The organism is Rummeliibacillus sp. BSL5, from assembly GCF_052928305.1.
Genome location: NZ_JAVGCV010000006.1, coordinates 22,950 through 43,387, shown reverse-complemented (window position 1 = coordinate 43,387; position 20,438 = coordinate 22,950). Strand labels below are relative to the sequence as shown.

The window sequence follows — 20,438 nt, the reverse complement described above, 5'->3', positions numbered from 1 at the left end:
AATTTTGTTATTTTAAATAGTAATAATATGAGTTATAAAAAGGACGGATGTAATGAAATATAATAAAACAACTATGTTAAAGCTTATCAATGAACATCGAACGTTGCATGATGAATTAAAAAGGCTAAAATCAGAAATGGGATTAGAGAAAAACTTCGCAGTAAAGGCATTGTACCATTCATATGTTGCAGAGGATGGTCCTTATATCAAAGAGTATCAAGATTTAGAGCGTTTATAAAAAATATGTCGGTGTTCCTAACCAGAACACTAAAAGATGAACCGTATATAATTATATACGGTTCTAATTTTATAATCTTTTGCTTCTGACAGGGCTTAGAGAAATCGACTACGTCTTCATATTATAAGATACGACTTCTCTGCCAGTTCATTGGCATCCATAAAGCTGAAAGTAGAACACCAAAACCAGGGTGCCTATTTTATTAGTAAGTAGCTTATTATAGAGATAGAGAGGTGTTTGGGATGATTGTTTTGAAAGATATTGGGAGGTTTAAAGAACTCCCGGAAATCGCCATGTATATTTACCAAGGGGATATCCCTGCTTTACAAGCATTAATAACAGCAGGCTGGGATATTGAGCAGGGCATCGTACTTAACAAGCGTATTACATTAAGCCCATTGGATCTGGCACTTGTATCACAGAAATTAGAGGTAGTAAAGCTGCTGGTAGAGCATGGGGCCAATCTAAATGCTAAGCATAATCCTGCATTCTTAAGAGCCGTCCGCTATTGTAAGGAAGACATAGTTAGGTATATTGCTGGACAAGGGGCCAAGTTAGATATGCTTAATCAAATAGGTTCTGATGCTTATTCACAGGCCTACTATGGTAACAAAAATAATATTCCGCTTATACATGAACTGGGATTAGATATAAAGCTTTATGGCGGTGCTGTATTGCGAGAAGCTGTTTTAGACCATGACATGAAGACACTCAATTATTTGCTCAATCAAGGAGTGGACATCAATTATAATAAACCGGATAAAGTCTATCCTTATCAAGCGACTCCGTTAACGGTTGCTGTACGTATGGGGAATACGACGATGGTTAAATTTTTGATTGAACACGGGGCGGACGTTACTTTAGCAGAAAAGAACGGTGAGAGGCCTTACACGATTGCCGTTAGTAATAAGCATAGTGACATAGCTGATTATTTAAAGTCACTAGAGCCGACTGAAATGCATAATTTAGAAAATAAAAAGCATGAACTGAAAAAATATAAATTACCAGATAAACTGGTAATCTTTCTTACAGGAGACAAGCCCCGTCTTGAATTAGCACAAAATGAATTTGATATTGGCTATATAGACTTTTTCACATTGACCGATACATTTGAAATGAAACTTGGCAAACAAAAGCTGTTGCGCCTATCAGCTGAAATAGATAATTATTCTGATTTGCAGCTAGTTTGGAATCCAAATAACAGAGGTCAGATAGGCTGTTATGACGAAGAACATCAGAATTATGCGGACCTATGCAGTTTTACAGATTTCCTTGCACAGCCTGAAATATACCTCATTAAGTTTCTTGAGGGAGAGGTGTAATGAAGAACTATACGAATATTTTAGTGGAGAGAACAGACTGTATTCTTTATTATGCAGTACCATGTTCTTCGAATGAACATGGTACTGGTTGGATAGGTGGGAATGCACCTGATTTCTTTGATGAGCAAGCAAACCTTATCCATCAAGCTCATCAAAGCTATTATTTTTATTTGAGCATTATTCATCCATTCCAATCTGAAACCATGATTTCAATTTTCATTCCAGAGGACTATGGACAATATTTGGACAAAAACATTTATCCAAGTTGTTCAATAAAGGTGATTGAGCATCCGATTTCAAAGGAAAGCGTCAAAGATCTATTTACTAATCCAGGTCTTATAAAACATGTAATTTCAGACGGAGAAATCACCGATGACAAAAAGTCTATGGAGTCACCTTTTTTAATTAAACTTGGTGGGAAACCAAGACTCATTCAAGAGGAAGACTATTACTTTACCAAACTAAAAGAAGAATCACTTTCTTTTTTCTTTCAAGTAGATGAAGATGGTTACCCTGAAGCGTTGCTTCATGCAGATGACAATTACCCATTTGGTTTTGGTTCACTATATATTTTCGCTAACATAGGGCTTACTGAGGTTCAACATCCAGTAGCAGGTTTTTGGCAATTCTCTTAATAAAACGAAGGGTTGAGAATGAAAGTAAGTTTAATATTCTGTGGCTAATGACAAGAAAATGAGTTGTGGTATACTCAGGAATATAATGGATGTAGTTTATTTTATAACGAAGGAGCAGTCTAGATGCTATCGGAAAAAGTAATCAATTATTGCAAAAGCAAGAACTGGTGGTTCGAAGATATTACAGACGAGTATGAACATGCATTAGTTAAGCTAGGCATCGATTTAGAGTCAGATTTTGCATCTTTTTATCTGCATGCAGAGGATGGACCGACTTTCTTCAATAGACGCCGTGAAATCTATCAGATTTGTTGGTTTATGATTAATTCTTCTGATTATATGTTAGGTATGGAGAGAACTCATAGCGTTTTAAACCTGCCTGAAGAATACATTCCTTTGGATAACTTTGAAGGGGAGTTCGGCTTTTTTTATAATAAGAGCACAGATGAAGTATTAGGCTTGGGATTGGGACAGCAGATGGAGGATTTTTTTGCTGGCAAATTGAAACCGCAATGGAAAAGCTTTAACAGCTTTCTAGAATGGTATTTTGAACTGACAGATTCCTCAGTGACTATATAGAAAAAGCCCGTCAATTATTGAGAAGATAGAAATGAAAATATGTTAAATGCATAGATGAAATATCAATATTTGTTATATTCAGTTTTTTTAATTATTATTAAAGTAGAATAATACACAGGGGGAAAACACATGTCGAAATCTAAAATGATGGATAAGTATCTGGATGCTTACGAGGGGAAAATTAGAGGTTCTGTGATTTGTGAGGCTGTCGATTCAGCATTTGGAATAGATTTAGATAAGGCACCAATACTAAAAGATAATGATATAGAAGGATTTACATCCGCTCCTGGCAAATTGTCTTCTAGAGAAGTGATTGATTTGTATCTACAGCAGTCTGATGAGAAACAAACAGGACCGGTTATTCGCCAGCTAATCAATAAAATTTTTGGAGTTAATTTAGAAGGGATCTCAGCCTTAGAAGGCGCAAAGATATCCTTATACTCTAAAGATCAATGGATTGTTCACCATGAAAAAGACTTATTTGTCGTCCATACTGGGATAGGTGATATTGATGTGAAAATTTATCCTACCACTTACTTTATAGAACAGACAGGATCTGCGGTGCTTCCTGAGGACCTACAGCAATTATTATTACAACTAGGTTATACATATAATGAGGAAATCGGTAGTTATTATTATAGTAATCCTACAGGTGAAGCGGTTCCTGATAGTTTTAAAGGGAAAACCATGCAAGCCATTGGTAAGGTAGTAACAGAGTCCTTCGCAACTTTATAAGATATTTTAGTTTAATAATTCAAAAAGCCATATAAAAGGGAAACTTCCCATATTATATGCTTTTTGAGTTTTCTCGAAAACTATTCTAGAATATTATTTTCCGAAAGAAGATAAAAACTTCACTCGATCGCCCACTGGAGGAGTATTATTATCGACTAAAGCTATTTCTAAAACAGCAGGACCATTTAAATTCTTGAAGTTATTCAGTAAGTCTTCGTTAAGATCCTGCATGTCATCTACTCTATAAGCTGGGATATTCATGGCTGTAGCAAGAGCGCTAATATTGATTGCTTCTTGCTCAAATGATGGGTGTGTACGTTTAAATTGCATTGAATGTCCATGATATACCATGCCTAGACGAGCATTATTCATTACAACAAATAGGATTGGTAAATTGTATTCTTTTGCAGTCAAAATTTCCATACCATGCATGAAGAAGCAGCCATCCCCTGTAATGCATACAGTAGGACGATCTGGATTTGCTAATTGTGAACCAATCGCAGTACCAATACCGCTTCCCATAGCACCAAAATGTACATTAATATCAAATGTTGAATAATCCAGAACCTTCATATGGTGGATGACATAAGACATAAACTCACCAATATCAATTGTATATCTAGTAGAAGCTGGTAAATATTTTTGTAGGCTTAGAAGGACATTGATCGTATTATATTCCTCTGTCATTTCCTCAAAGTCTACTTTATTTGGAACAACCGAATCAGCAGTGTTTCTTGTAAGACCTGCAGCTCTTAATTCCTCAATTAAATATGATAGGCTTAAGTTGATATCACCTAGAACAGGTAAGTTAATCGGATATTTTCGATTAAATACAGATTGGTCAAAGTCCATTTGGATAGTAAAACGGTTCTTCGTTAGATTTACATTATAATTATTTGTAGCTGTTTCACCTAAGCTTGATCCAACAATTAATAATACCTCTCCATTTCCTTCATTGATTAGAGAGGAAGGCTCTTCATGACCAGCAAATCCGAAAATACCTTTTAGAAGAGGGTGGTTTTCTGGGATGAATCCTTTTGCGACCGGAGTTGTTAGAATAGGCCAATTAAGCATTTCTGCTAACTCAATGATTTGATCTGTAGAGTAACGTGAGCCTTGTCCGATGAAAATATAGCCCGTTTTTCTAGTTAATAATTCCTTAGCTACATTTTTGATTACGCTGAGATCTGGAACCATAGCTGTTCTCTTGGGAGGAGTCGGTATATGAGTGTCATCCGCCTCTTCATGTTGTAGATCAAGTGGAATCGCTACATGAACGGGTCCCGGAACATCACTTAACGCAATTTCGCATGCTTTCACAATTTCTTTTAAAATATCTTTTGAGTCTTTAACTAATACACTGTATTTTGTAACTGGTGCAAAGATAGGCGCAGCATCCAGTTCTTGAGAAGAATTTAACCCCATTGTATTTAATGGAACAGATCCAGTGATAAATAAAACCGGTAAGTGTTCACGCATTGCATTTGCAGCACCTGTCACTAGATTTGTTGCACCAGGACCACTGCAACCAATACTTACAGCTAACTCATTCGTATATTTTGCATATGCTGCAGCCATATATGAAGCTGCACCCTCATGTTTTGTTACAATTGGCGTAATCTCTGGTACTTCATTAAGTTCATCAAAAAAAGCATTAACTGAACCTGCTGGAATGCCAAAAATATACTTTACACCGGTCTCTTTTAAATATTCAAGTACAAGTCGGGCTGTTTTCATATTCATTCTCCTTATAGACTAAATAGATTTATATGGAAAGTATTTTTTCAATAGATGATCAGCTGTTAAAGGCTTACTGAAAAAATAACCTTGCATCAAATAACAATTTTGAGAAGACAAAAATTCTACTTGTTCTAATGTCTCAACACCTTCAGCAATGACTTCAAGGTTTAAATTGTGAGCAAGTGTGATGATTGTATTGGTAATCGCAGCTTCATCTTCTGTCATTTCTTGCACGAATGTTTTATCGATTTTCAATGTGGAAATTGGCAATTTTTTTAAGTAACCTAAAGAAGAGTAACCAGTGCCAAAGTCATCAATGGCTAAGTTAATACCTAATCCATTTAATTGTTTCATTGTTTTTAAAGTTAACTCTGTATTTTTAACAATAAGATTCTCTGTGAGCTCTAGATGCAAATACTTAGGTGATAGCTCAACTTTTTCTAATACATTTTTGACAATAGAGAATAAATTATTCTGCTCGAACTGGAGAACAGATAGATTGACAGACACACTTTTTAATTGGAAACCTTGATTATGCCATGCCTTGATCTGCTTACAAGCTTCAGTAAGAACCCATTCACCGATGGGCACAATTAGACCTGTTTCTTCAGCAATAGGAATAAATTTTTCTGGCGGAATCATACCGTGTTCTGGATGATTCCATCTTACTAAGGCTTCTACTCCCTCTAACTGATTCGTTTTATAGTTGATTTGAGGTTGATAGAGGAGAACAAGCTCATCTTTTTCTAAAGCTTTGTATAAAGCATTCTCTAACTTGATGTTTTCAAAGGTTCTTACATCCATGCTTTCACTAAAGAAATGATAACCACTGCCTGTTGTCTCTTTTGATTTGTACATGGCCGTATCCGCATTTTTAATTAATGTATCTGTTGTATCCCCGTTATCCGGAAATAAACTAATACCGATGCTCGCTTTAATAAATATTTCATTGTCTAGCAAATTAAAAGGCTTTGTAAAAGTAGAGATAATATCATCAACCACTTTTAAGACATCATCTTTACTGTGGATATGGGGTAAACAAATGGCAAATTCGTCTCCCCCTTGACGAGACAATGTTGCTGTGTGTGGAACACAATGGCGTAAACGATTGGCAACATCTCGAAGTAAACGATCTCCAAAGCTATGGCCAAGTGAGTCATTCACATATTTAAAACGATCCAAATCTAAGTACAATACGGCTAATTTTTCTCCATTCTCTTTTGAATGGATGATTCCTTGGGTTAATCTATCATTTAAGAGAACTCTGTTGGGCAAATCTGTTAAGCTATCATAATATGCATGGTAGGTAATTTCTTCTTCTAATTGTTTTCGTTCTGTAATATCTTTAAACGTGACAACTTCCCCAACAATTTTACCCCTCTCTTCTATTTGAGAGATGACATACTCAACGGGAAGACTCGAATGATCTTTTCTATAAAATTCGCCTTCTTTTAATCCGTATTTTGGGTTTTCTTCTAAATCAGGTGCCACACTATTTAATCGGCTTATTTCCGTATTGTTAAAGATAACATTTACTGTTTTTCCAATTAATTCGTCTTCTGTTTTATAACCTAACATGTGTGCGCCTGCTGGATTACAAAAGGTGATATTTCGGTCAAGGTCTAAGCCAAAGATCCCTTCGCCTGCAGAGTTGAGAATCAACTCCTTTTCCCGACTAAGTTGCTGTAATTCTGCTATAACTCTTTCAAGTTCTTGATTCTTATCTGTTACTTCAGATGTTCTTTCTTCAATAATGACCTCTTGCTTTTCCATATATAAAAGATTTGATAACGTGGCGGCTGTCGCATCTATAATAGATTGGGCTAACTGTATCTTATTTTCCGAATAAGAGACTTTTTCTTCGCCAAGATTTACAATTGAGATTTGTCCTAAAATCTCGCCCATTGAAATTAAAGGAAACATGAGTAGACCTTTAATGCCGAAATTACGACAAACTTCGTGATTTGGTCGATTATCTTTAAATACATCCGGAATGAATATAGCCTTTCTTGTTTCAAAAACTTCTTGCATTACCAGGTCATTACTTTGATCCATTTGAAATTTATTATGCGTTTTGAGCCATTCTGATTCAGACCAGTCACTCCTATTGCTTAACTTGGCGGGTTTAATCTTTTTCTCAGCTATCGGATCTAATAAGTGAACCCCTGTATTATACGTATCTAAAACTTGGGCTAAATAGAAAAAGCATATATCAAGACTTTCTTGCATAGAAGAACACATTGATAAATCTCTTGTCGCATCAAGCAAAAGCTGCTTTTCTTTAATGAGTCGTTCTTTATACGTTAGATTATTCGCATTTTGTATGGCAACAGCAGCCATATTGACATAGGCTTCGACTGTTTGTATTTCTTCATCTGTTAGATTCATTGGTATGCCATAATCGAATAAAAAGACCAGTCCAAATAGCTCATCTTTAAATGAAATGGGCAGACCTAATAAAGACTTGATTTGAAATCCTGCAACAGCCCGTGGGTCAGGACGATTATCCTTTGATGTATCAGGAATGTATATGGCTTTCTTGGTTTCAATGACTTCTTTTGCGAGTAAATCGTAATCCGTATCAATGACATGCATATCTAATGTCCAGCCATTTAGATATTCTGGTTTTCCTACAAAGCCTCTAAACGATCCATCTTCTTGAGGTAAGTATATGCCGACAGAATTACATCGAACTATTTCCTCTGATATTGCGATTGTTACTTGTTCCAATACTTCGCGTAATTCGAGCTTCATATTGATAACTTTAGTTATATTAGCAAGACGTGAGTATCTTGTTTGTTCTTTACTCATGTAGTATCCATTCCTTTTTAGAAAGATATAGTACTTAAGATTATACCTTATAGTAATTTAAGAAAATAAAACTTTGAACCACTTTTAATAAAAAGAATCTGTAAATATATAGAGAACCGAAGTGCATAAAACTAAATATATAAAGTTAGGTCAAAATAACTTAGAATGTTTGAGCTATTGGTTGAGGTCTTTTTTCTTACGCAACGTATTTACAAATCTATAAAAATAGATATAATGTTGGTATGGAACCTTTACTAATTTATAAAGCATTATCAAATGAGACAAGACAACAAATTTTATTGTGGTTAAAAAACCCAGAAATTTATTTTGATGAAGAGCCTTATTTACAACAGGGGATTAGTTTTCAAGTTGGTGTATGTGTAGGAGAGATCCAATTAAAAACTGGGATGGCCCAATCAGTTATTTCTAGTTATTTATTAACAATGAAAAAGGCAGGATTATTAGAATCCGAACGAATTGGGAAGTGGACGTATTATCGTCGGAATGAAAAAACAATCAAAGAATTTGCCGATTACGTTCAAAACAAATTATAAAAAGAGGGGAGGGTTTCTTTTTTTAAGCTAATATATCTACTTTTTCAGATATATAGATAAATAAATTTTATAATTGTTTAAATTAATATGAGAATGGAGTTTTGTATTCATGAAGAAAGTAAGCCCTCTGCTTATCATCACATTGGCATTAGGTGTATTTGGAATCATTACAACAGAAATGAGTATTGTCGGGGTGTTGCCACAAATAGCGAAAAAATTTGCAATTTCCACTTCACAAGCGGGCTTATTAGTAAGTATATTTGCGCTAGTTGTTGCAATCTCCGGGCCATTTCTTATAGTAATAGTCTCTGGAATTAACCGAAAGTTACTTTTACTGACAGCCATATTTATGTTTGTTATTTCTAATGTTATTTATGCTTTTACAAATCAGTTTGAAATTATGCTCATTTTTCGTATTCTACCTGCAGCGCTTCACCCCCTCTTCTTTTCGATAGCACTTGTTACTGCAGCTTCTCTTGTTCCACCTGAAAAAAGTGGACAAGCCATCACGAAGGTTTTCATGGGAATTACCGTTGGTTTTGCTTTTGGTGTCCCATTGACATCTTATCTTGCAGAACAGTTTTCATTAGAAGTTGCTTTTTTGTTTGGAGCAATTGTAAACGCTCTTGCTTTTATAGGAATAGCTACTTTGCTTCCTTCTATGCCAGTTACAGAAAAAATGTCCTTTGGAAAACAGATAGGTATATTACGTAAGCCTGGATTATGGTTAAACATAATAGCGGTTGTATTTATTTTTGCAGCCATGTTTTCAGTTTATAGTTACTTTGCTGAGTACCTTTCAAGAGTATCAAACATGAATGGTTCTCTAATCAGTATCATGTTACTCATATTTGGGCTAATTATGATTGTTGGCAATCATTTGTTCGGAGTACTTTTACAAAGAAGTATTGTGAATACCATCGTATCATTCCTAGGTGCATATTTAATTATTTATATATTGCTATATTATTTAGGCTCTTATTTCTTTCCCATGATTTTTATAATATTTATTTGGGGTATCATTCATTCTGGTGGATTAATCGTAAGTCAAGCTTGGTTAATGAATGAAGCAAAGGAATCACCGGAATTTGGAAACAGTTTATTCGTCTCGTTTTCAAACCTTGGAATTACTTTAGGAACGACTATTGGAGGCTGGTTTATTTCTAAATTAGGAATTCACCAGCTGATTTGGAGTGGCTTCCTATTCACGCTTCTTTCTTTATTATTGATAACAATAAAAATAAAGTACTTCAGAATTAATTTACCAGCAGAATAAGAAGCTAAGAGCTAGGCTATGTACAAATCATTTACTCAGAAAAATTGAACATTTATTCTATTACTAAATAGAGTATGAATCCCTAAAATTGAAAGATAAGAACAACTTGCTTTGCAGGACTTCTAACAAATAATCTTGAAGTCTTACATAAGATAGACTGATCTTGTTTTGCAGGCTAAGGCTAATTATAGGGGAGGGCAAAATGAGGAAGTTCAAACATTGGAGAATTGTAGCGGTAATGTTACTGCTTGTTGGGCTAGCACTTTGGTGGTTTGCTTCAGGGATAAAGGAACGACAGGTACTACTGAATCAATTTGATGCGTTTGTATACGATGATAACGATGTCCTTTCTTGGTTTGAACTGACTAGTCGAAATGGAAAAGTGAAAGGTGAATATCATCAACAGAAAATCAAAGAAAAAGAAACATTCTCTGTCACCGGAAAGGAAACCGAAGAAGGGTTTGAATTGAAGGTGGATAAACATGGAGATGTTCTGGTATTTGATATAAAACCTTCTAAATCTAATCTGCTGGTACAAAAAAGAGGCGAAAAGAGTGGCCATTTATACAGGGGTGTTAGCCGAGAGGAGCTTGCTACATCTGTAGAGGCCAATAGGGAATATAATACGGAATATGATGAAAAGATACGATGGAAACAATTTACGGTAGCACTGAAACGGAATTATGGTTATCTGTATGCTGAGAAAAATGGAACATATCAGCTCTTTCTAAAAGTTGATGAGGTACTATCTGGAGGAGAATTGTCTGGGTCACTTTTTGTTTTGAATGCTAATGGTGACTCGCATAAGCCCTTTAAGGAAACCCGTTATGTGATGAATGGAATAACAGACGGAAATATGGTTGAGTTCTTTCCTACCGTAAACGGAAAATCTACAAAACTGGGTGGGCATTTTCTTAAGGATGCAACTGGCTTAGACCTTTTATTTTGGATAACCGGTGAACAACTGCAATTTCATGCTGTAACTGAAAAAGAATTTAAACAGAGTTATGAGAAATTTAAATTGCTTAAAGAATAAATAACAACCATTAAATAGCACCTAACTAAATCGAGATCTTTAAGCGGATTTGAGAAGGAAAATAAGCATTGGATTATCTCCATTGCTTATTTTTTCTTATGAATTATTTATTTCCAGTTTTCGATATAAAAGCGCGAGTATCATAGCAGGGATAGTACAAACAATCATGCCTAGAAAGGCATATCTTGGCTCAATTTCATATAGGTAACCGCCAAATACAGTAAATACAGCAGTACTCCAACTAAGGGCTAAAGCTGAATAAATGCCTTGAGCTTTCGAAATCATTGTAGGTGAAATGTTTTTTATTTGGTATTTCATAAACGCATAATGCGCCATAGCAAATGAAAAAGCATGCAAAGCCTGTGCAATACTAAAAACGATTACATTTGGAAAGACAAATACGAATACCCAACGGATGGTAGAACCCACCGCTGCTATAGCTAACAAAGACCCCACTGAAAATGTATGAAACTTTCGATCAGCTATTGAAAAAAAGATGACTTCTGCTATAACGGAAATGTTAATAATAGTACCTATTAAAAACTTGGGCGCATGTATTTCTTGCAAAAAGAGATAACCATAACTGTAATAGGCTGCATGTGCTGCTTGCAGTAAGATGACTATGATAAGTACTAAACTAAAGTGCTTGATACGGAATAATTTTAGCATTCCACCTTTTTGCATTGGATCTACCGTTGGCTTTACAGATAGAATTACGGGCGCACGTGTGAAGCCAAGACACATTAATACCACAGCACCAAGTAAAAATCCCCATAAAATAACTTTATCTCCAAGCGCCCCTGTAAAGACAGATAAAAGCATGCCAGCAAAGATAAAGGCAATAGATCCCCACTGACGGCTCTTTCCGTAGTTTTTTAACTGATTACTTTGTATAAGCACGCCAGCAGCACTATCCAGGGTAGGCATCAAAGCAGGATAAAAGAAGTGAAATATTAATGTAACTATAAGTAAGCTTGTAAAGGAGCTGGATGGAATATAAAACAGTATGGCAATCAGCGTTCCAATCCCTGCTCCATTTAATAAGGTTTTACTACTATATTTCTCTGACAAATAAGGAAATGCAAATAGTGTAGAAAGGCCTCTTGCAACTAGACCCACACTCATAATCAAACTAGCTTGAGGGACGGTCATTCCTTTGGCATGAATCAACCATCCCGTCCAATAGGGTAGAAATATCCCCCATGTTATGAAAAAGCTAAAATATTGTATGCTCATCCAGCGATGTGTGTGATGTGTGTTCATTTTATTTCCCTCCATTGTTTGCATGGTATCATGGAGTGAAGAGAGAATAATATGAGATATCTCATATTTTTGAGGTGCAAGGTGGAAATTTATAAGGATGAGAAAAAACAACAATATATGAAGATGTACTCTATCGCACATTTGTTTTCTTTTCCAGTGGAGGAGTTCATTGAGGTACATCAGTATGAGCGAGATGAATGGATTATACAAGAAGGAACGCGATCCAACTTTCTGTTTTATGTTATTGAAGGAAAGGGCAAAATTTATGTAACACATCAAAATGGGAAGGTATCCTTAATTAATTTTATCAACACTCATGATTATATTGGAGAAATGGAATTACTAAATGAGGTGTACTATACAAAAGGGATTCAGGCCTTAACTAAGACCATTTGCTTTGCTATTCCCATTCATCTTTGTGGTACACAATTGTTAGAAGACGTAAAGTTTCTACGTGAATTAACCAAGTTTTTAAGTATTAAGGCAACTATTATGGCAACGAGGTATTCACAGAGCCTAGCTTTTCCGCTCGAAAATAGACTAGCAGATTTCATTTTACAAACAGCTGACGAAGGGATATATAAAGAGAGGCACATAACAGTTTGTGATTATTTAGGTGTATCCTATCGTCACTTATTGCATGTATTAACACAATTCTGTGATAAAGGCTATTTACAAAAGGATGGAAGGCACTACCAAATTATTAAGCCCCAATCTTTATATAATCTTGCAGGCATATTAAAAAATATGTAACAAACATTTCATACAGTCCCAGTAAATTGCTTGGACTGTATTTTTATTAATTGAATTATCCAGTACAATGGTTAAATAGAGGTTAAATATGGGAAATTTCACTAGAGATTTAAAGTGTACTCGTTAAAATGAAAATAGGAAAAGTAGAAAGGAAGCGCTTGTTATGCATAATGTGATGAATCGAAATAATGTGAAGGTTATAGGGCAGGGAGAGCAAACGATTATTCTTGCACACGGATTTGGTTGTGACCAGAGCATGTGGCAATATGTAACTCCAAACCTGGCTGATCGTTATCGAATTGTTTTATTTGATTATGTAGGATCAGGAAACTCGGATATCACTGCTTATAAATCTGAAAAATATAGCACGCTCCATGGATATAAACAGGATGTTCTAGACATCATTGAAGAAATGAATTTTCAACATGTATTATTTATTGGACATTCAATTAGTTCAATGATTGGCATGCTGGCTGCTATAGAGCGACCAGATTACTTCGATAAACTGATTATGATTGCGCCTTCTCCTTGTTATTTAAATGATTCAGACGGATATATTGGTGGATTTGAACGAAGTGATATTAATGAAATACTTGCAATGATGGAAATGAATTTTGCTGGCTGGGCAAGCTATATGGCTCCTTTAGCTATGGACCAGTCGAATGATTCAGAGCTAACTAAAGAACTGGAAAGTAGCTTTGTTTCAACGAATTCACGTGTAGCGAGGGAGTTTGCAGAGGTTACATTCTATTCAGATTACCGTTCTAGCTTAGACTTATTAGATGTACCTACATTAATTATTCAATGCTCTGAGGATAGCATTGTACCAAAAGAAGTAGGTGAATATTTAAATCAACATTTACAAAATAGTACGCTTAAAATCATAGATGCAAGAGGTCATTACCCACATATTAGTCAACCGTTAGAAACATCTAAGATGATTATGGAGTATCTAGAGAATTAATTTATCAGAGGGGTTTAATAATGAATGAAAGATTAAGAGAAGCACCTTGTGGGTTTATATCGATTGACCGTAATGGTTATATAACAGAGGTTAATAATACCTTTCTTGAATGGATGGGGTTCAAGCAAGAGAATTTAATAGGGAAGCATTTTGAATCATTATTATCGACGGGGAATAAGTTAATCTTTCATTCTTATTTTTACCCAAATATTAATTTACATGGATATGTAGAAGAATTATTCATTAATCTTAGAAATCAAAACGGCGAAGCTATTCCTTATTTAATGAATGCACGACATGTAAAGCAAGACAGTATTGAAATGGTCGACTGTATATTTGTTCAAATGAAAAAGCGGATAGATTATGAACTAGAATTACGTAAGACCAAAAAGCAAATGGAAGAGGCCTATATAGAAAAGAATATAGCTTTTGCAAAACTAGAACAAATCTATCTTGAAATAGAAAAGAAACAAATTGAATTGATGGAGATTAATTCAGGATTAGTTGAAATATCAAATACAGATAAGCTTACAGGCATTCCTAACCGAAGATTCTTTCAGCAAAAACTGGAAGAGCAGATTGGCTGTTATCACAAAGAACAAAAAGTATTCTCCCTACTTATTATTGATATTGATCATTTTAAAAAGGTAAATGATACGTATGGACACCATATAGGTGATATGGCCCTTATAAAGCTAGCAAATATCCTAAAAAGCCAGGTGAGACCTACAGATATTCCTGCTCGTTTTGGTGGAGAAGAATTTACAATCATTCTTCCACATACGGATGTAGAAGAAGCGATCACAATTTCTCAGAATATGAATCAAAAGGTTGCACAAGCGGAGTGGAATGAGATTGGAAGTTTAACAATCAGTCTTGGTGCAGCCACATTTACTAAAAAGGATACAGAAGAATCGATCATAGAAAATGCAGACCAAGCTCTCTATTCTTCTAAGAAAATGGGGCGAAATCGAGCCACTCATTATAGGGATTTATCTTAATATAATAAAAACATTAGGTGAGACACAACACCAATTATTAAAGGTATATGGAATTTTTCATATACCTTTTTATTATTCTAAAAAACATACCTATATAAAGCATTGTGCGTTTTTTACGAATTTATATTTTGTTTATATTTGCGATATATACAGTTTAGAACTAATGTCCATACTGAGTATAAGAAAACGATAAGGGAGAGAATACTTTATGAATAACAAATTCAAATTCACTACACTCGCTATTCTTAGCTCAGTCACATTATTAGCAGCATGCAATGATACAACTAAAAATGAGACCAACAAATCAGCAGTACAAAATGAGCAGGCAGAAGCCAAAAACGCTGAACAGCCACTTTCAAAGGGGCAAGAAATGGCGAACATATTAAGTAGTACAAATTGGCAAGGTACTCGTGTTTATGATAAAGATAAAAATGATTTAACTAAGGAGAATTCCGGTTTTATCGGTTTAGCAAAATACGATGCAGAGAAAGGACGTTACGAGTTTTTTGATGCGAAAACAGGCAAAACACGAGGCGACGAGGGTACATTCTTTGTCACAAATGATGACCAGAAACGCATTTTAATTTCAGATACGATGAAATATCAAGCCGTTGTTGAAATAACTGAATTAAATCAGAAGATTTTCACGTACAAACGTATGGGCAAAGATACGAAAGGTAATGATATAGAAGTATTTGTAGAGCATATACCATATGATAAAAATGATTTAGCTTTCTCTACACCCAATCAAAAGCTAACTACTTCTACTGGAGATATTAATACTCGTGTAGATGGGGATAAGATTCTTAGTAAAACATTATGGCAAGGAACAAAGGTACATGATGAGGATGGAAATGATGTCTCACAGTATAATACGAACTTTTTGAGTGTGGCAAAGTTTGAAGAGGATACGAACAAATACGAATTCTTTAATAAGGAAACAGGGGAAAGTCGTGGAGATTACGGTTATTTTGATGTCCTAGACCACAATAAAATCCGTGCGCATGTATCATTAGGCGAAAATAAATACGGAGCCGCATTAGAACTTACTGAATTGAACGATGGCAAGTTTACTTATAAACGTGTGGGTAAAGATGCAAATGGCAAAGATATCACAATCTTTGTGGAACATGAGCCCTATAAGGGAGAATTAAATCCCTCATTTAGTTTTTAATCAATCATGCCTCCTTCCTTGAAAAAGGAAGGATTCTCCTTTATAAATTGAAGAAAGGAGATGAATAATGACTATAAAGAATAGATTTTTAACTTCATATATTGGCGGTATTGTGATTGCGAGTGTCTCTATTCTCTCTATTCTATGCATTGTTTTTTATGTCACAACAGGGTCTATTTCCACCCCTAAAACATTGTATCAAACTTTTACGAAGCAGCGTTCTTTAAGTCCAGATGAGGGGCTTGCTTATGTAGAACTACGTAATATTGCTAAGATGGACCCAGACAATCTATTAGAGCAGGATATACAAAAAAGGTTACAACAGATTGAGCAGAGGTCACTTGGGGTTGTCATTCGGCATGAAAAGAAGATTGTATATTATTCTAAGGGTCTAGTAGAAAGATCACTTATTGTACATTTCCCGTCTTTTGATAAGAATAATATTGAGACAAAGGGCACAATAGATAATGCAGGTGGACTCTACCGTTATATTAAGTATGATTTTTTTTATAGCGATAAGTCGAAGGGCAGCGTTTTAGTGTTAAAGAAAGAAAATAGCTTTTTAGATTTCCTGACAAAATGGGGAATTATTATTATTCTCATCATCTTTCTTGTAGCTATCACGGCAATGCTCTTTTTAAATCAGTTTTTAAGCAAGACGATTGTTAAGCCTTTAGAAAATTTAGGACGGACCATGTCTGAAATTCGAGAAGGAGATTTAATGATTGAGACACCAATATTACCTCCCAAGACAGCAAAGGAAGTACATGAACTGACCTCCAACTTTGAGAGTATGCGGTTAGCACTTTTAGATTCTATTCAGGAGCAGCGTAATCTTGAAAAAAATCGTAAAGACCTAATAGCCAGTATTTCTCATGATTTAAAAACACCGATTACCACCATTATTGGTTATGTGGAAGGTTTACAGGAGGGTGTTGCCGAAACACCTGAAAAGCGAGAAAAGTATTTGAAGACCATCCATTCTAAATCACTTGCATTGAATAGTTTAATTGAAGAACTTTTTCTTTATTCAAAGTTTGATGCAGAGGCCATTCAGTTCTATTTTGAGCGTATACAGCTTACAAAGTTCCTTACACATATCGTGGAGGAGTTTCAGCTATATAATCAAGAAGTTCAGTTAGAGTTGAATGTAGAGGAGGATGTGTATGTTTATATTGATCGTAGGCAGATGAATCGGGCCATTATTAATTTAATAGAAAACAGTATGAAATTTAAAAAGCAAACTGAACTTTTATATATAATTTTAGAAGTAGTAGTCGTGGATGATCTAGTTGAAATTAAAGTAAGGGATAATGGGCAAGGAATTCCGGAATCCAAGCTCCCATATGTATTTGATCATTTTTATCGTGGTGAAGAAGCACGTACCTCAACGACAGGCGGAAGTGGCCTGGGGCTTGCCATTGTAAAGCAGATCGTTTCCAAGCACAATGGCCATGTAAAAATTCAAAGCAAGCTAGATTATGGTACAACAGTGACAATAATCTTGAAAAAGGCTTAAAGGAAGTGTCAATGACTCGTGCCAACTCGTATATTAATCATCGAGGATGATATCAGTATTGCAGAATTACAGAGAGATTATTTAGAAATTAATCAAATAAAAGCAGATATCGTGACAGACGGTTTTGAGGGGATGAATCGAGCCTTAAACGAGCCTTTTGATTTAGTTGTCGTTGATTTGATGCTCCCCTCTATGAATGGTTTTGAAATTTGTCGACGTATTCGTGAAAAGAAAAATATACCACTAATAATTGTGTCTGCAAAAAAGGAAGATATTGATAAGATCAGGGGGCTTGGTTTAGGCGCTGATGATTATATAACGAAACCATTCAGCCCGAGCGAGTTTGTCGCGCGTGTGCAAGCTCATAGTAAACGTTATAAGCAGTTGACGGGTACTGGACAAACACAAGATTATTTAGAGATGAAAAATATTATAGTTGATAAAGCTGCACGGAAAGTATTCGTGTTAGATCAGGAAGTTATTTTTACAACGAAGGAATTTGATTTGCTCGCTTTCTTTATGGACCATCCAAATCGCGTTTGGACAAAGGAACAGCTTTTCCGTCAATTATGGTATATGGACGATTTAGATGGAGATGTTTTTACAGTTGTTGTCCATGTTGGACGAATACGAGATAAATTGAAAAAAGCAAAATTATCCGAGCTGCCGATCGAGACAATTTGGGGCAGTGGATATCGTTTTAATAGTTGAAAATACTTTTGTATCCAAGAAAATAAAAAACTGCCCACTAAGTATGAGAGGCAGTTTTTTATTATCAGATAATAATGTGAAATATATTTCATTTTATCAAGTTAAATTTTTGTTGTTCCGGCATTTTTCCGCGTAAAAAGGATACCGATGATAATGGCTAAAACCATTAAGATAATCGTTAATAGTAGAGTTTTTATATAATATTCATTGTGCGTATCAGATAGTAACTGTACGCTGTAATTTGCTAATTTCCATGGTGATATATGCCAGTATTGGCCAATCAATGCATCGATCATAACACCAAATGGGATGACTATAATGGTGAAGGTCGTTGCGAACGCTGTCTTAAATATAGCACTAAACATTAGCGCAACAGCTGTGGCAAATACAATCCATACACAATAGGACAGAACCATTTGAATAAACGCCATAGTATCAACTGATCCATATAAAATAGCTGTATAGTACATACTGCCAGCATAGCCTAAGCTAACGCTTAGAATGCCTAGTATGCTTCCTACAACCCATTTACTCATAAACAAAGCAATAAAAGAAATAGGTCTCACATATATAAGGGTTGCTGTACCGTTTTGTCTTTCACGGTTAATCATACCTGCTATTGTAATAACAAACACGATAAGGCCTATCGATTGGAATTGACCAGTAGAAGCCATCAGAATATCAATTGGTACAAAGTCTGGTAGTGAAAGAGAGAATCCATCGGGCATATTGCCGACAGCATCTAAAATGTCTTCCATATAATAATTTGTTAATGGATCTGTAATTCCTAGCAAAATAAATAGTAGCGGCATCCACAAAAACTTGAAGCTTCTCCAGCTTTCACGAAATTCTTTTTGAAGTAGTATAATGAAAGTCTTCATTGTCCAACCACCTTCATAAAAATTTCCTCCAGTGTCATCGTCACTCGTTCCACTTTTAATATAGAAAATGGCAGAATAATAAGTTGGGACATGAGTTCTTGCATCGTTGGATAGCCATCTTTTATTTCTATAAATGCATAAGATTCCTCTACTGTGGTTGGTAGCTGTGATTGTATGGCAAAGAGCGATGCCTCTTCTTTACTTGTAAATTGAATCTTATAACGAAATGAATCAAATTTCGTACGTATATCCTTCAAGGAACCTTGCTCTACTAATTTTCCCTTTTTTAAAAAGAGCAGCTGGTCTGTCATTTCTTCTGCATCATTTAAGATATGAGTAGAATACAAAATCGTTGAATGTTGTTGCAATTGTTTTAATAGATTTATAACTTCCCGTCTCCCAACCGGGTCAAGAGCGGATACTGGTTCGTCTAATATGAGGAGCTTTGGTTTGTGGACGATGGCTTGAGCAATACCAAGCCGTTGTTTCATACCACCTGAAAATGTGGACGTTTTCTTTAATCTATCGTTCGTTAATCCAACGAAATCCAACACTCTTTCTGCCTCTTTTTTTGCATCCCTTGATGGTACACCGTTTAGCTTTCCAGTCATCTCAGTAAACTCTAATGCCGTTAACCAAGGATAAAAGTTAGGGTATTGAGGCAAAAAGCCAATTTCTTTTCGGATATCTTGGGTATCATTCATTCTAATAGATCCATTGGTTGGTTTTAGTAAGCCCGTGAGCATGGATAAAGTAGTCGTTTTTCCAGCTCCATTTGGACCAATTAATGCAGTGGAAGTCCCTGCTTCAAGAACGAAAGACAAATCATCTACTACTTTTTCTCCACCAAAAACCTTCGTAAGATGTTCAATTCTAATCATGAAGTTTTTCTCCCAAAAATAAAGTAACAGATTGGTCCAATCGTATTGAGGAATATGATGACAATAGCCCAAACCCATTTTGGACCGTTCGTTGCATGAATGCGTATCAAATCAATTAATGCAACAATAAATAATATAAACTGAATAACAAGAAGTGGGGCGACTAACGCCCAATTAATATCTATCACTATAAATTCACCTCTACTTTTTAAATTAGGAATTAATATAGATCCCCTAAATCACAGTATCATTCGAATCCATTAAAAATCCCCTTTTATGGGGCTTTTGCTGACTTTAAATATAGTTCTTCTAATTGGATAATAACAGAATATTTGAACGTATTGTATCTATTAAATCAGTTTGAT

At 35.2% G+C, this 20,438-nt stretch carries 20 protein-coding genes; 14 read left to right on the top strand and 6 right to left on the bottom strand.

Annotated features, from left to right (window positions below):
• Positions 1-52: 52 nt before the first annotated feature.
• From RCJ93_RS14335 to RCJ93_RS14315, 5 genes are all read left to right on the top strand, one after another.
• The gene (locus RCJ93_RS14335; RefSeq protein ID WP_066791127.1) at positions 53-238 is read left to right on the top strand and encodes a hypothetical protein; all 186 of its coding nucleotides are present in this window, start codon (positions 53-55) and stop codon (positions 236-238) included.
• A 242-nt stretch (positions 239-480) separates the two neighbouring features.
• Entirely contained in the window at positions 481-1,560 is a 1,080-nt protein-coding gene (locus RCJ93_RS14330) for an ankyrin repeat domain-containing protein (RefSeq protein WP_446739352.1), read from the top strand.
• On the top strand, positions 1,560-2,195 hold the full coding sequence (locus RCJ93_RS14325) for a hypothetical protein (protein WP_446739351.1): 636 nt from the start codon (positions 1,560-1,562) through the stop codon (positions 2,193-2,195). Before RCJ93_RS14330 ends, RCJ93_RS14325 begins: the two co-directional genes overlap by 1 nt.
• A 123-nt stretch (positions 2,196-2,318) precedes the next feature.
• Positions 2,319-2,774, top strand: a complete 456-nt coding sequence (locus tag RCJ93_RS14320; RefSeq protein ID WP_446739350.1) for a hypothetical protein — start codon at positions 2,319-2,321, stop codon at positions 2,772-2,774.
• 129 nt (positions 2,775-2,903) lie between these two features.
• Complete coding sequence (locus RCJ93_RS14315; protein WP_446739349.1) at positions 2,904-3,509, top strand: hypothetical protein; 606 nt, start codon at positions 2,904-2,906, stop codon at positions 3,507-3,509.
• A 93-nt stretch (positions 3,510-3,602) separates the two neighbouring features.
• Here the strand turns inward: RCJ93_RS14315 and RCJ93_RS14310 are convergent, their stop codons facing one another.
• Positions 3,603-5,246: a thiamine pyrophosphate-binding protein gene (locus RCJ93_RS14310; RefSeq protein ID WP_446739348.1), complete on the bottom strand. Its 1,644-nt coding sequence runs from the start codon at positions 5,244-5,246 to the stop codon at positions 3,603-3,605.
• Positions 5,247-5,264: 18 nt separating this feature from the next.
• Complete coding sequence (locus RCJ93_RS14305; RefSeq protein ID WP_446739347.1) at positions 5,265-8,060, bottom strand: bifunctional diguanylate cyclase/phosphodiesterase; 2,796 nt, start codon at positions 8,058-8,060, stop codon at positions 5,265-5,267.
• Positions 8,061-8,302: 242 nt separating this feature from the next.
• On the opposite strand from RCJ93_RS14305, the gene RCJ93_RS14300 reads away from it, so the two are divergent.
• The 3 genes from RCJ93_RS14300 (at position 8,303) to RCJ93_RS14290 (ending at position 10,926) form a co-directional block, all read left to right on the top strand.
• Positions 8,303-8,614 carry an ArsR/SmtB family transcription factor gene (locus RCJ93_RS14300; RefSeq protein ID WP_446739346.1) on the top strand — a complete coding sequence of 104 codons (312 nt, stop codon included), beginning with the start codon at positions 8,303-8,305 and terminating at the stop codon, positions 8,612-8,614.
• Between the two features lie 109 nt (positions 8,615-8,723).
• Positions 8,724-9,890: an MFS transporter gene (locus RCJ93_RS14295; RefSeq protein ID WP_446739345.1), complete on the top strand. Its 1,167-nt coding sequence runs from the start codon at positions 8,724-8,726 to the stop codon at positions 9,888-9,890.
• 202 nt (positions 9,891-10,092) lie between these two features.
• Positions 10,093-10,926: a hypothetical protein gene (locus tag RCJ93_RS14290; RefSeq protein WP_446739344.1), complete on the top strand. Its 834-nt coding sequence runs from the start codon at positions 10,093-10,095 to the stop codon at positions 10,924-10,926.
• A 96-nt stretch (positions 10,927-11,022) separates the two neighbouring features.
• Here the strand turns inward: RCJ93_RS14290 and RCJ93_RS14285 are convergent, their stop codons facing one another.
• Positions 11,023-12,189, bottom strand: coding sequence for an MFS transporter (locus RCJ93_RS14285; protein WP_446739343.1), 1,167 nt, complete (start codon positions 12,187-12,189; stop codon positions 11,023-11,025).
• Positions 12,190-12,270: 81 nt separating this feature from the next.
• On the opposite strand from RCJ93_RS14285, the gene yeiL reads away from it, so the two are divergent.
• The 6 genes from yeiL to RCJ93_RS14255 all read left to right on the top strand — a co-directional run bounded on the left by yeiL (position 12,271) and on the right by RCJ93_RS14255 (position 18,311).
• Positions 12,271-12,942, top strand: coding sequence for a transcriptional regulator YeiL (gene yeiL / locus RCJ93_RS14280; RefSeq protein WP_150285327.1), 672 nt, complete (start codon positions 12,271-12,273; stop codon positions 12,940-12,942).
• 163 nt (positions 12,943-13,105) lie between these two features.
• Positions 13,106-13,906, top strand: coding sequence for an alpha/beta fold hydrolase (locus tag RCJ93_RS14275; RefSeq protein ID WP_446739342.1), 801 nt, complete (start codon positions 13,106-13,108; stop codon positions 13,904-13,906).
• 20 nt (positions 13,907-13,926) lie between these two features.
• Entirely contained in the window at positions 13,927-14,907 is a 981-nt protein-coding gene (locus RCJ93_RS14270; protein ID WP_150285328.1) for a sensor domain-containing diguanylate cyclase, read from the top strand.
• A 208-nt stretch (positions 14,908-15,115) separates the two neighbouring features.
• A complete protein-coding gene (locus RCJ93_RS14265; protein WP_446739341.1) occupies positions 15,116-16,081 on the top strand; it encodes a DUF4822 domain-containing protein in 966 nt (321 codons plus the stop codon).
• A 67-nt stretch (positions 16,082-16,148) separates the two neighbouring features.
• On the top strand, positions 16,149-17,600 hold the full coding sequence (locus RCJ93_RS14260) for a sensor histidine kinase (protein WP_446739340.1): 1,452 nt from the start codon (positions 16,149-16,151) through the stop codon (positions 17,598-17,600).
• An 18-nt stretch (positions 17,601-17,618) separates the two neighbouring features.
• Positions 17,619-18,311: a response regulator transcription factor gene (locus RCJ93_RS14255; protein WP_446739339.1), complete on the top strand. Its 693-nt coding sequence runs from the start codon at positions 17,619-17,621 to the stop codon at positions 18,309-18,311.
• A 101-nt stretch (positions 18,312-18,412) separates the two neighbouring features.
• Here the strand turns inward: RCJ93_RS14255 and RCJ93_RS14250 are convergent, their stop codons facing one another.
• From RCJ93_RS14250 to RCJ93_RS14240, 3 genes are read right to left on the bottom strand one after another with little or no spacing between them, the layout of a single operon-like run.
• Positions 18,413-19,192 carry an ABC transporter permease gene (locus tag RCJ93_RS14250; protein ID WP_446739338.1) on the bottom strand — a complete coding sequence of 260 codons (780 nt, stop codon included), beginning with the start codon at positions 19,190-19,192 and terminating at the stop codon, positions 18,413-18,415.
• Complete coding sequence (locus RCJ93_RS14245; protein WP_446739337.1) at positions 19,189-20,073, bottom strand: ABC transporter ATP-binding protein; 885 nt, start codon at positions 20,071-20,073, stop codon at positions 19,189-19,191. The genes RCJ93_RS14250 and RCJ93_RS14245 overlap by 4 nt, the downstream gene beginning before the upstream one ends.
• Complete coding sequence (locus RCJ93_RS14240) at positions 20,070-20,261, bottom strand: PLD nuclease N-terminal domain-containing protein (RefSeq protein WP_173668490.1); 192 nt, start codon at positions 20,259-20,261, stop codon at positions 20,070-20,072. The genes RCJ93_RS14245 and RCJ93_RS14240 overlap by 4 nt, the downstream gene beginning before the upstream one ends.
• Positions 20,262-20,438 lie beyond the last annotated feature (177 nt).

Bases quoted from the DNA above. Each gene is read 5' to 3' on its own strand.
- RCJ93_RS14330 (WP_446739352.1), top strand. From the start codon at position 481: ATGATTGTTTTGAAAGATATTGGGAGGTTTAAAGAACTCCCGGAAATC.
- RCJ93_RS14250 (WP_446739338.1), bottom strand. From the start codon at position 19,192: ATGAAGACTTTCATTATACTACTTCAAAAAGAATTTCGTGAAAGCTGG.
- RCJ93_RS14270 (WP_150285328.1), top strand. From the start codon at position 13,927: ATGAATGAAAGATTAAGAGAAGCACCTTGTGGGTTTATATCGATTGAC.
- RCJ93_RS14265 (WP_446739341.1), top strand. From the start codon at position 15,116: ATGAATAACAAATTCAAATTCACTACACTCGCTATTCTTAGCTCAGTC.
- RCJ93_RS14325 (WP_446739351.1), top strand. From the start codon at position 1,560: ATGAAGAACTATACGAATATTTTAGTGGAGAGAACAGACTGTATTCTT.
- RCJ93_RS14305 (WP_446739347.1), bottom strand. From the start codon at position 8,060: ATGAGTAAAGAACAAACAAGATACTCACGTCTTGCTAATATAACTAAA.
- RCJ93_RS14295 (WP_446739345.1), top strand. From the start codon at position 8,724: ATGAAGAAAGTAAGCCCTCTGCTTATCATCACATTGGCATTAGGTGTA.
- RCJ93_RS14245 (WP_446739337.1), bottom strand. From the start codon at position 20,073: ATGATTAGAATTGAACATCTTACGAAGGTTTTTGGTGGAGAAAAAGTA.
- RCJ93_RS14260 (WP_446739340.1), top strand. From the start codon at position 16,149: ATGACTATAAAGAATAGATTTTTAACTTCATATATTGGCGGTATTGTG.
- RCJ93_RS14315 (WP_446739349.1), top strand. From the start codon at position 2,904: ATGTCGAAATCTAAAATGATGGATAAGTATCTGGATGCTTACGAGGGG.
- RCJ93_RS14300 (WP_446739346.1), top strand. From the start codon at position 8,303: ATGGAACCTTTACTAATTTATAAAGCATTATCAAATGAGACAAGACAA.
- RCJ93_RS14285 (WP_446739343.1), bottom strand. From the start codon at position 12,189: ATGAACACACATCACACACATCGCTGGATGAGCATACAATATTTTAGC.
- RCJ93_RS14290 (WP_446739344.1), top strand. From the start codon at position 10,093: ATGAGGAAGTTCAAACATTGGAGAATTGTAGCGGTAATGTTACTGCTT.
- RCJ93_RS14310 (WP_446739348.1), bottom strand. From the start codon at position 5,246: ATGAAAACAGCCCGACTTGTACTTGAATATTTAAAAGAGACCGGTGTA.
- RCJ93_RS14275 (WP_446739342.1), top strand. From the start codon at position 13,106: ATGCATAATGTGATGAATCGAAATAATGTGAAGGTTATAGGGCAGGGA.
- RCJ93_RS14320 (WP_446739350.1), top strand. From the start codon at position 2,319: ATGCTATCGGAAAAAGTAATCAATTATTGCAAAAGCAAGAACTGGTGG.
- RCJ93_RS14335 (WP_066791127.1), top strand. From the start codon at position 53: ATGAAATATAATAAAACAACTATGTTAAAGCTTATCAATGAACATCGA.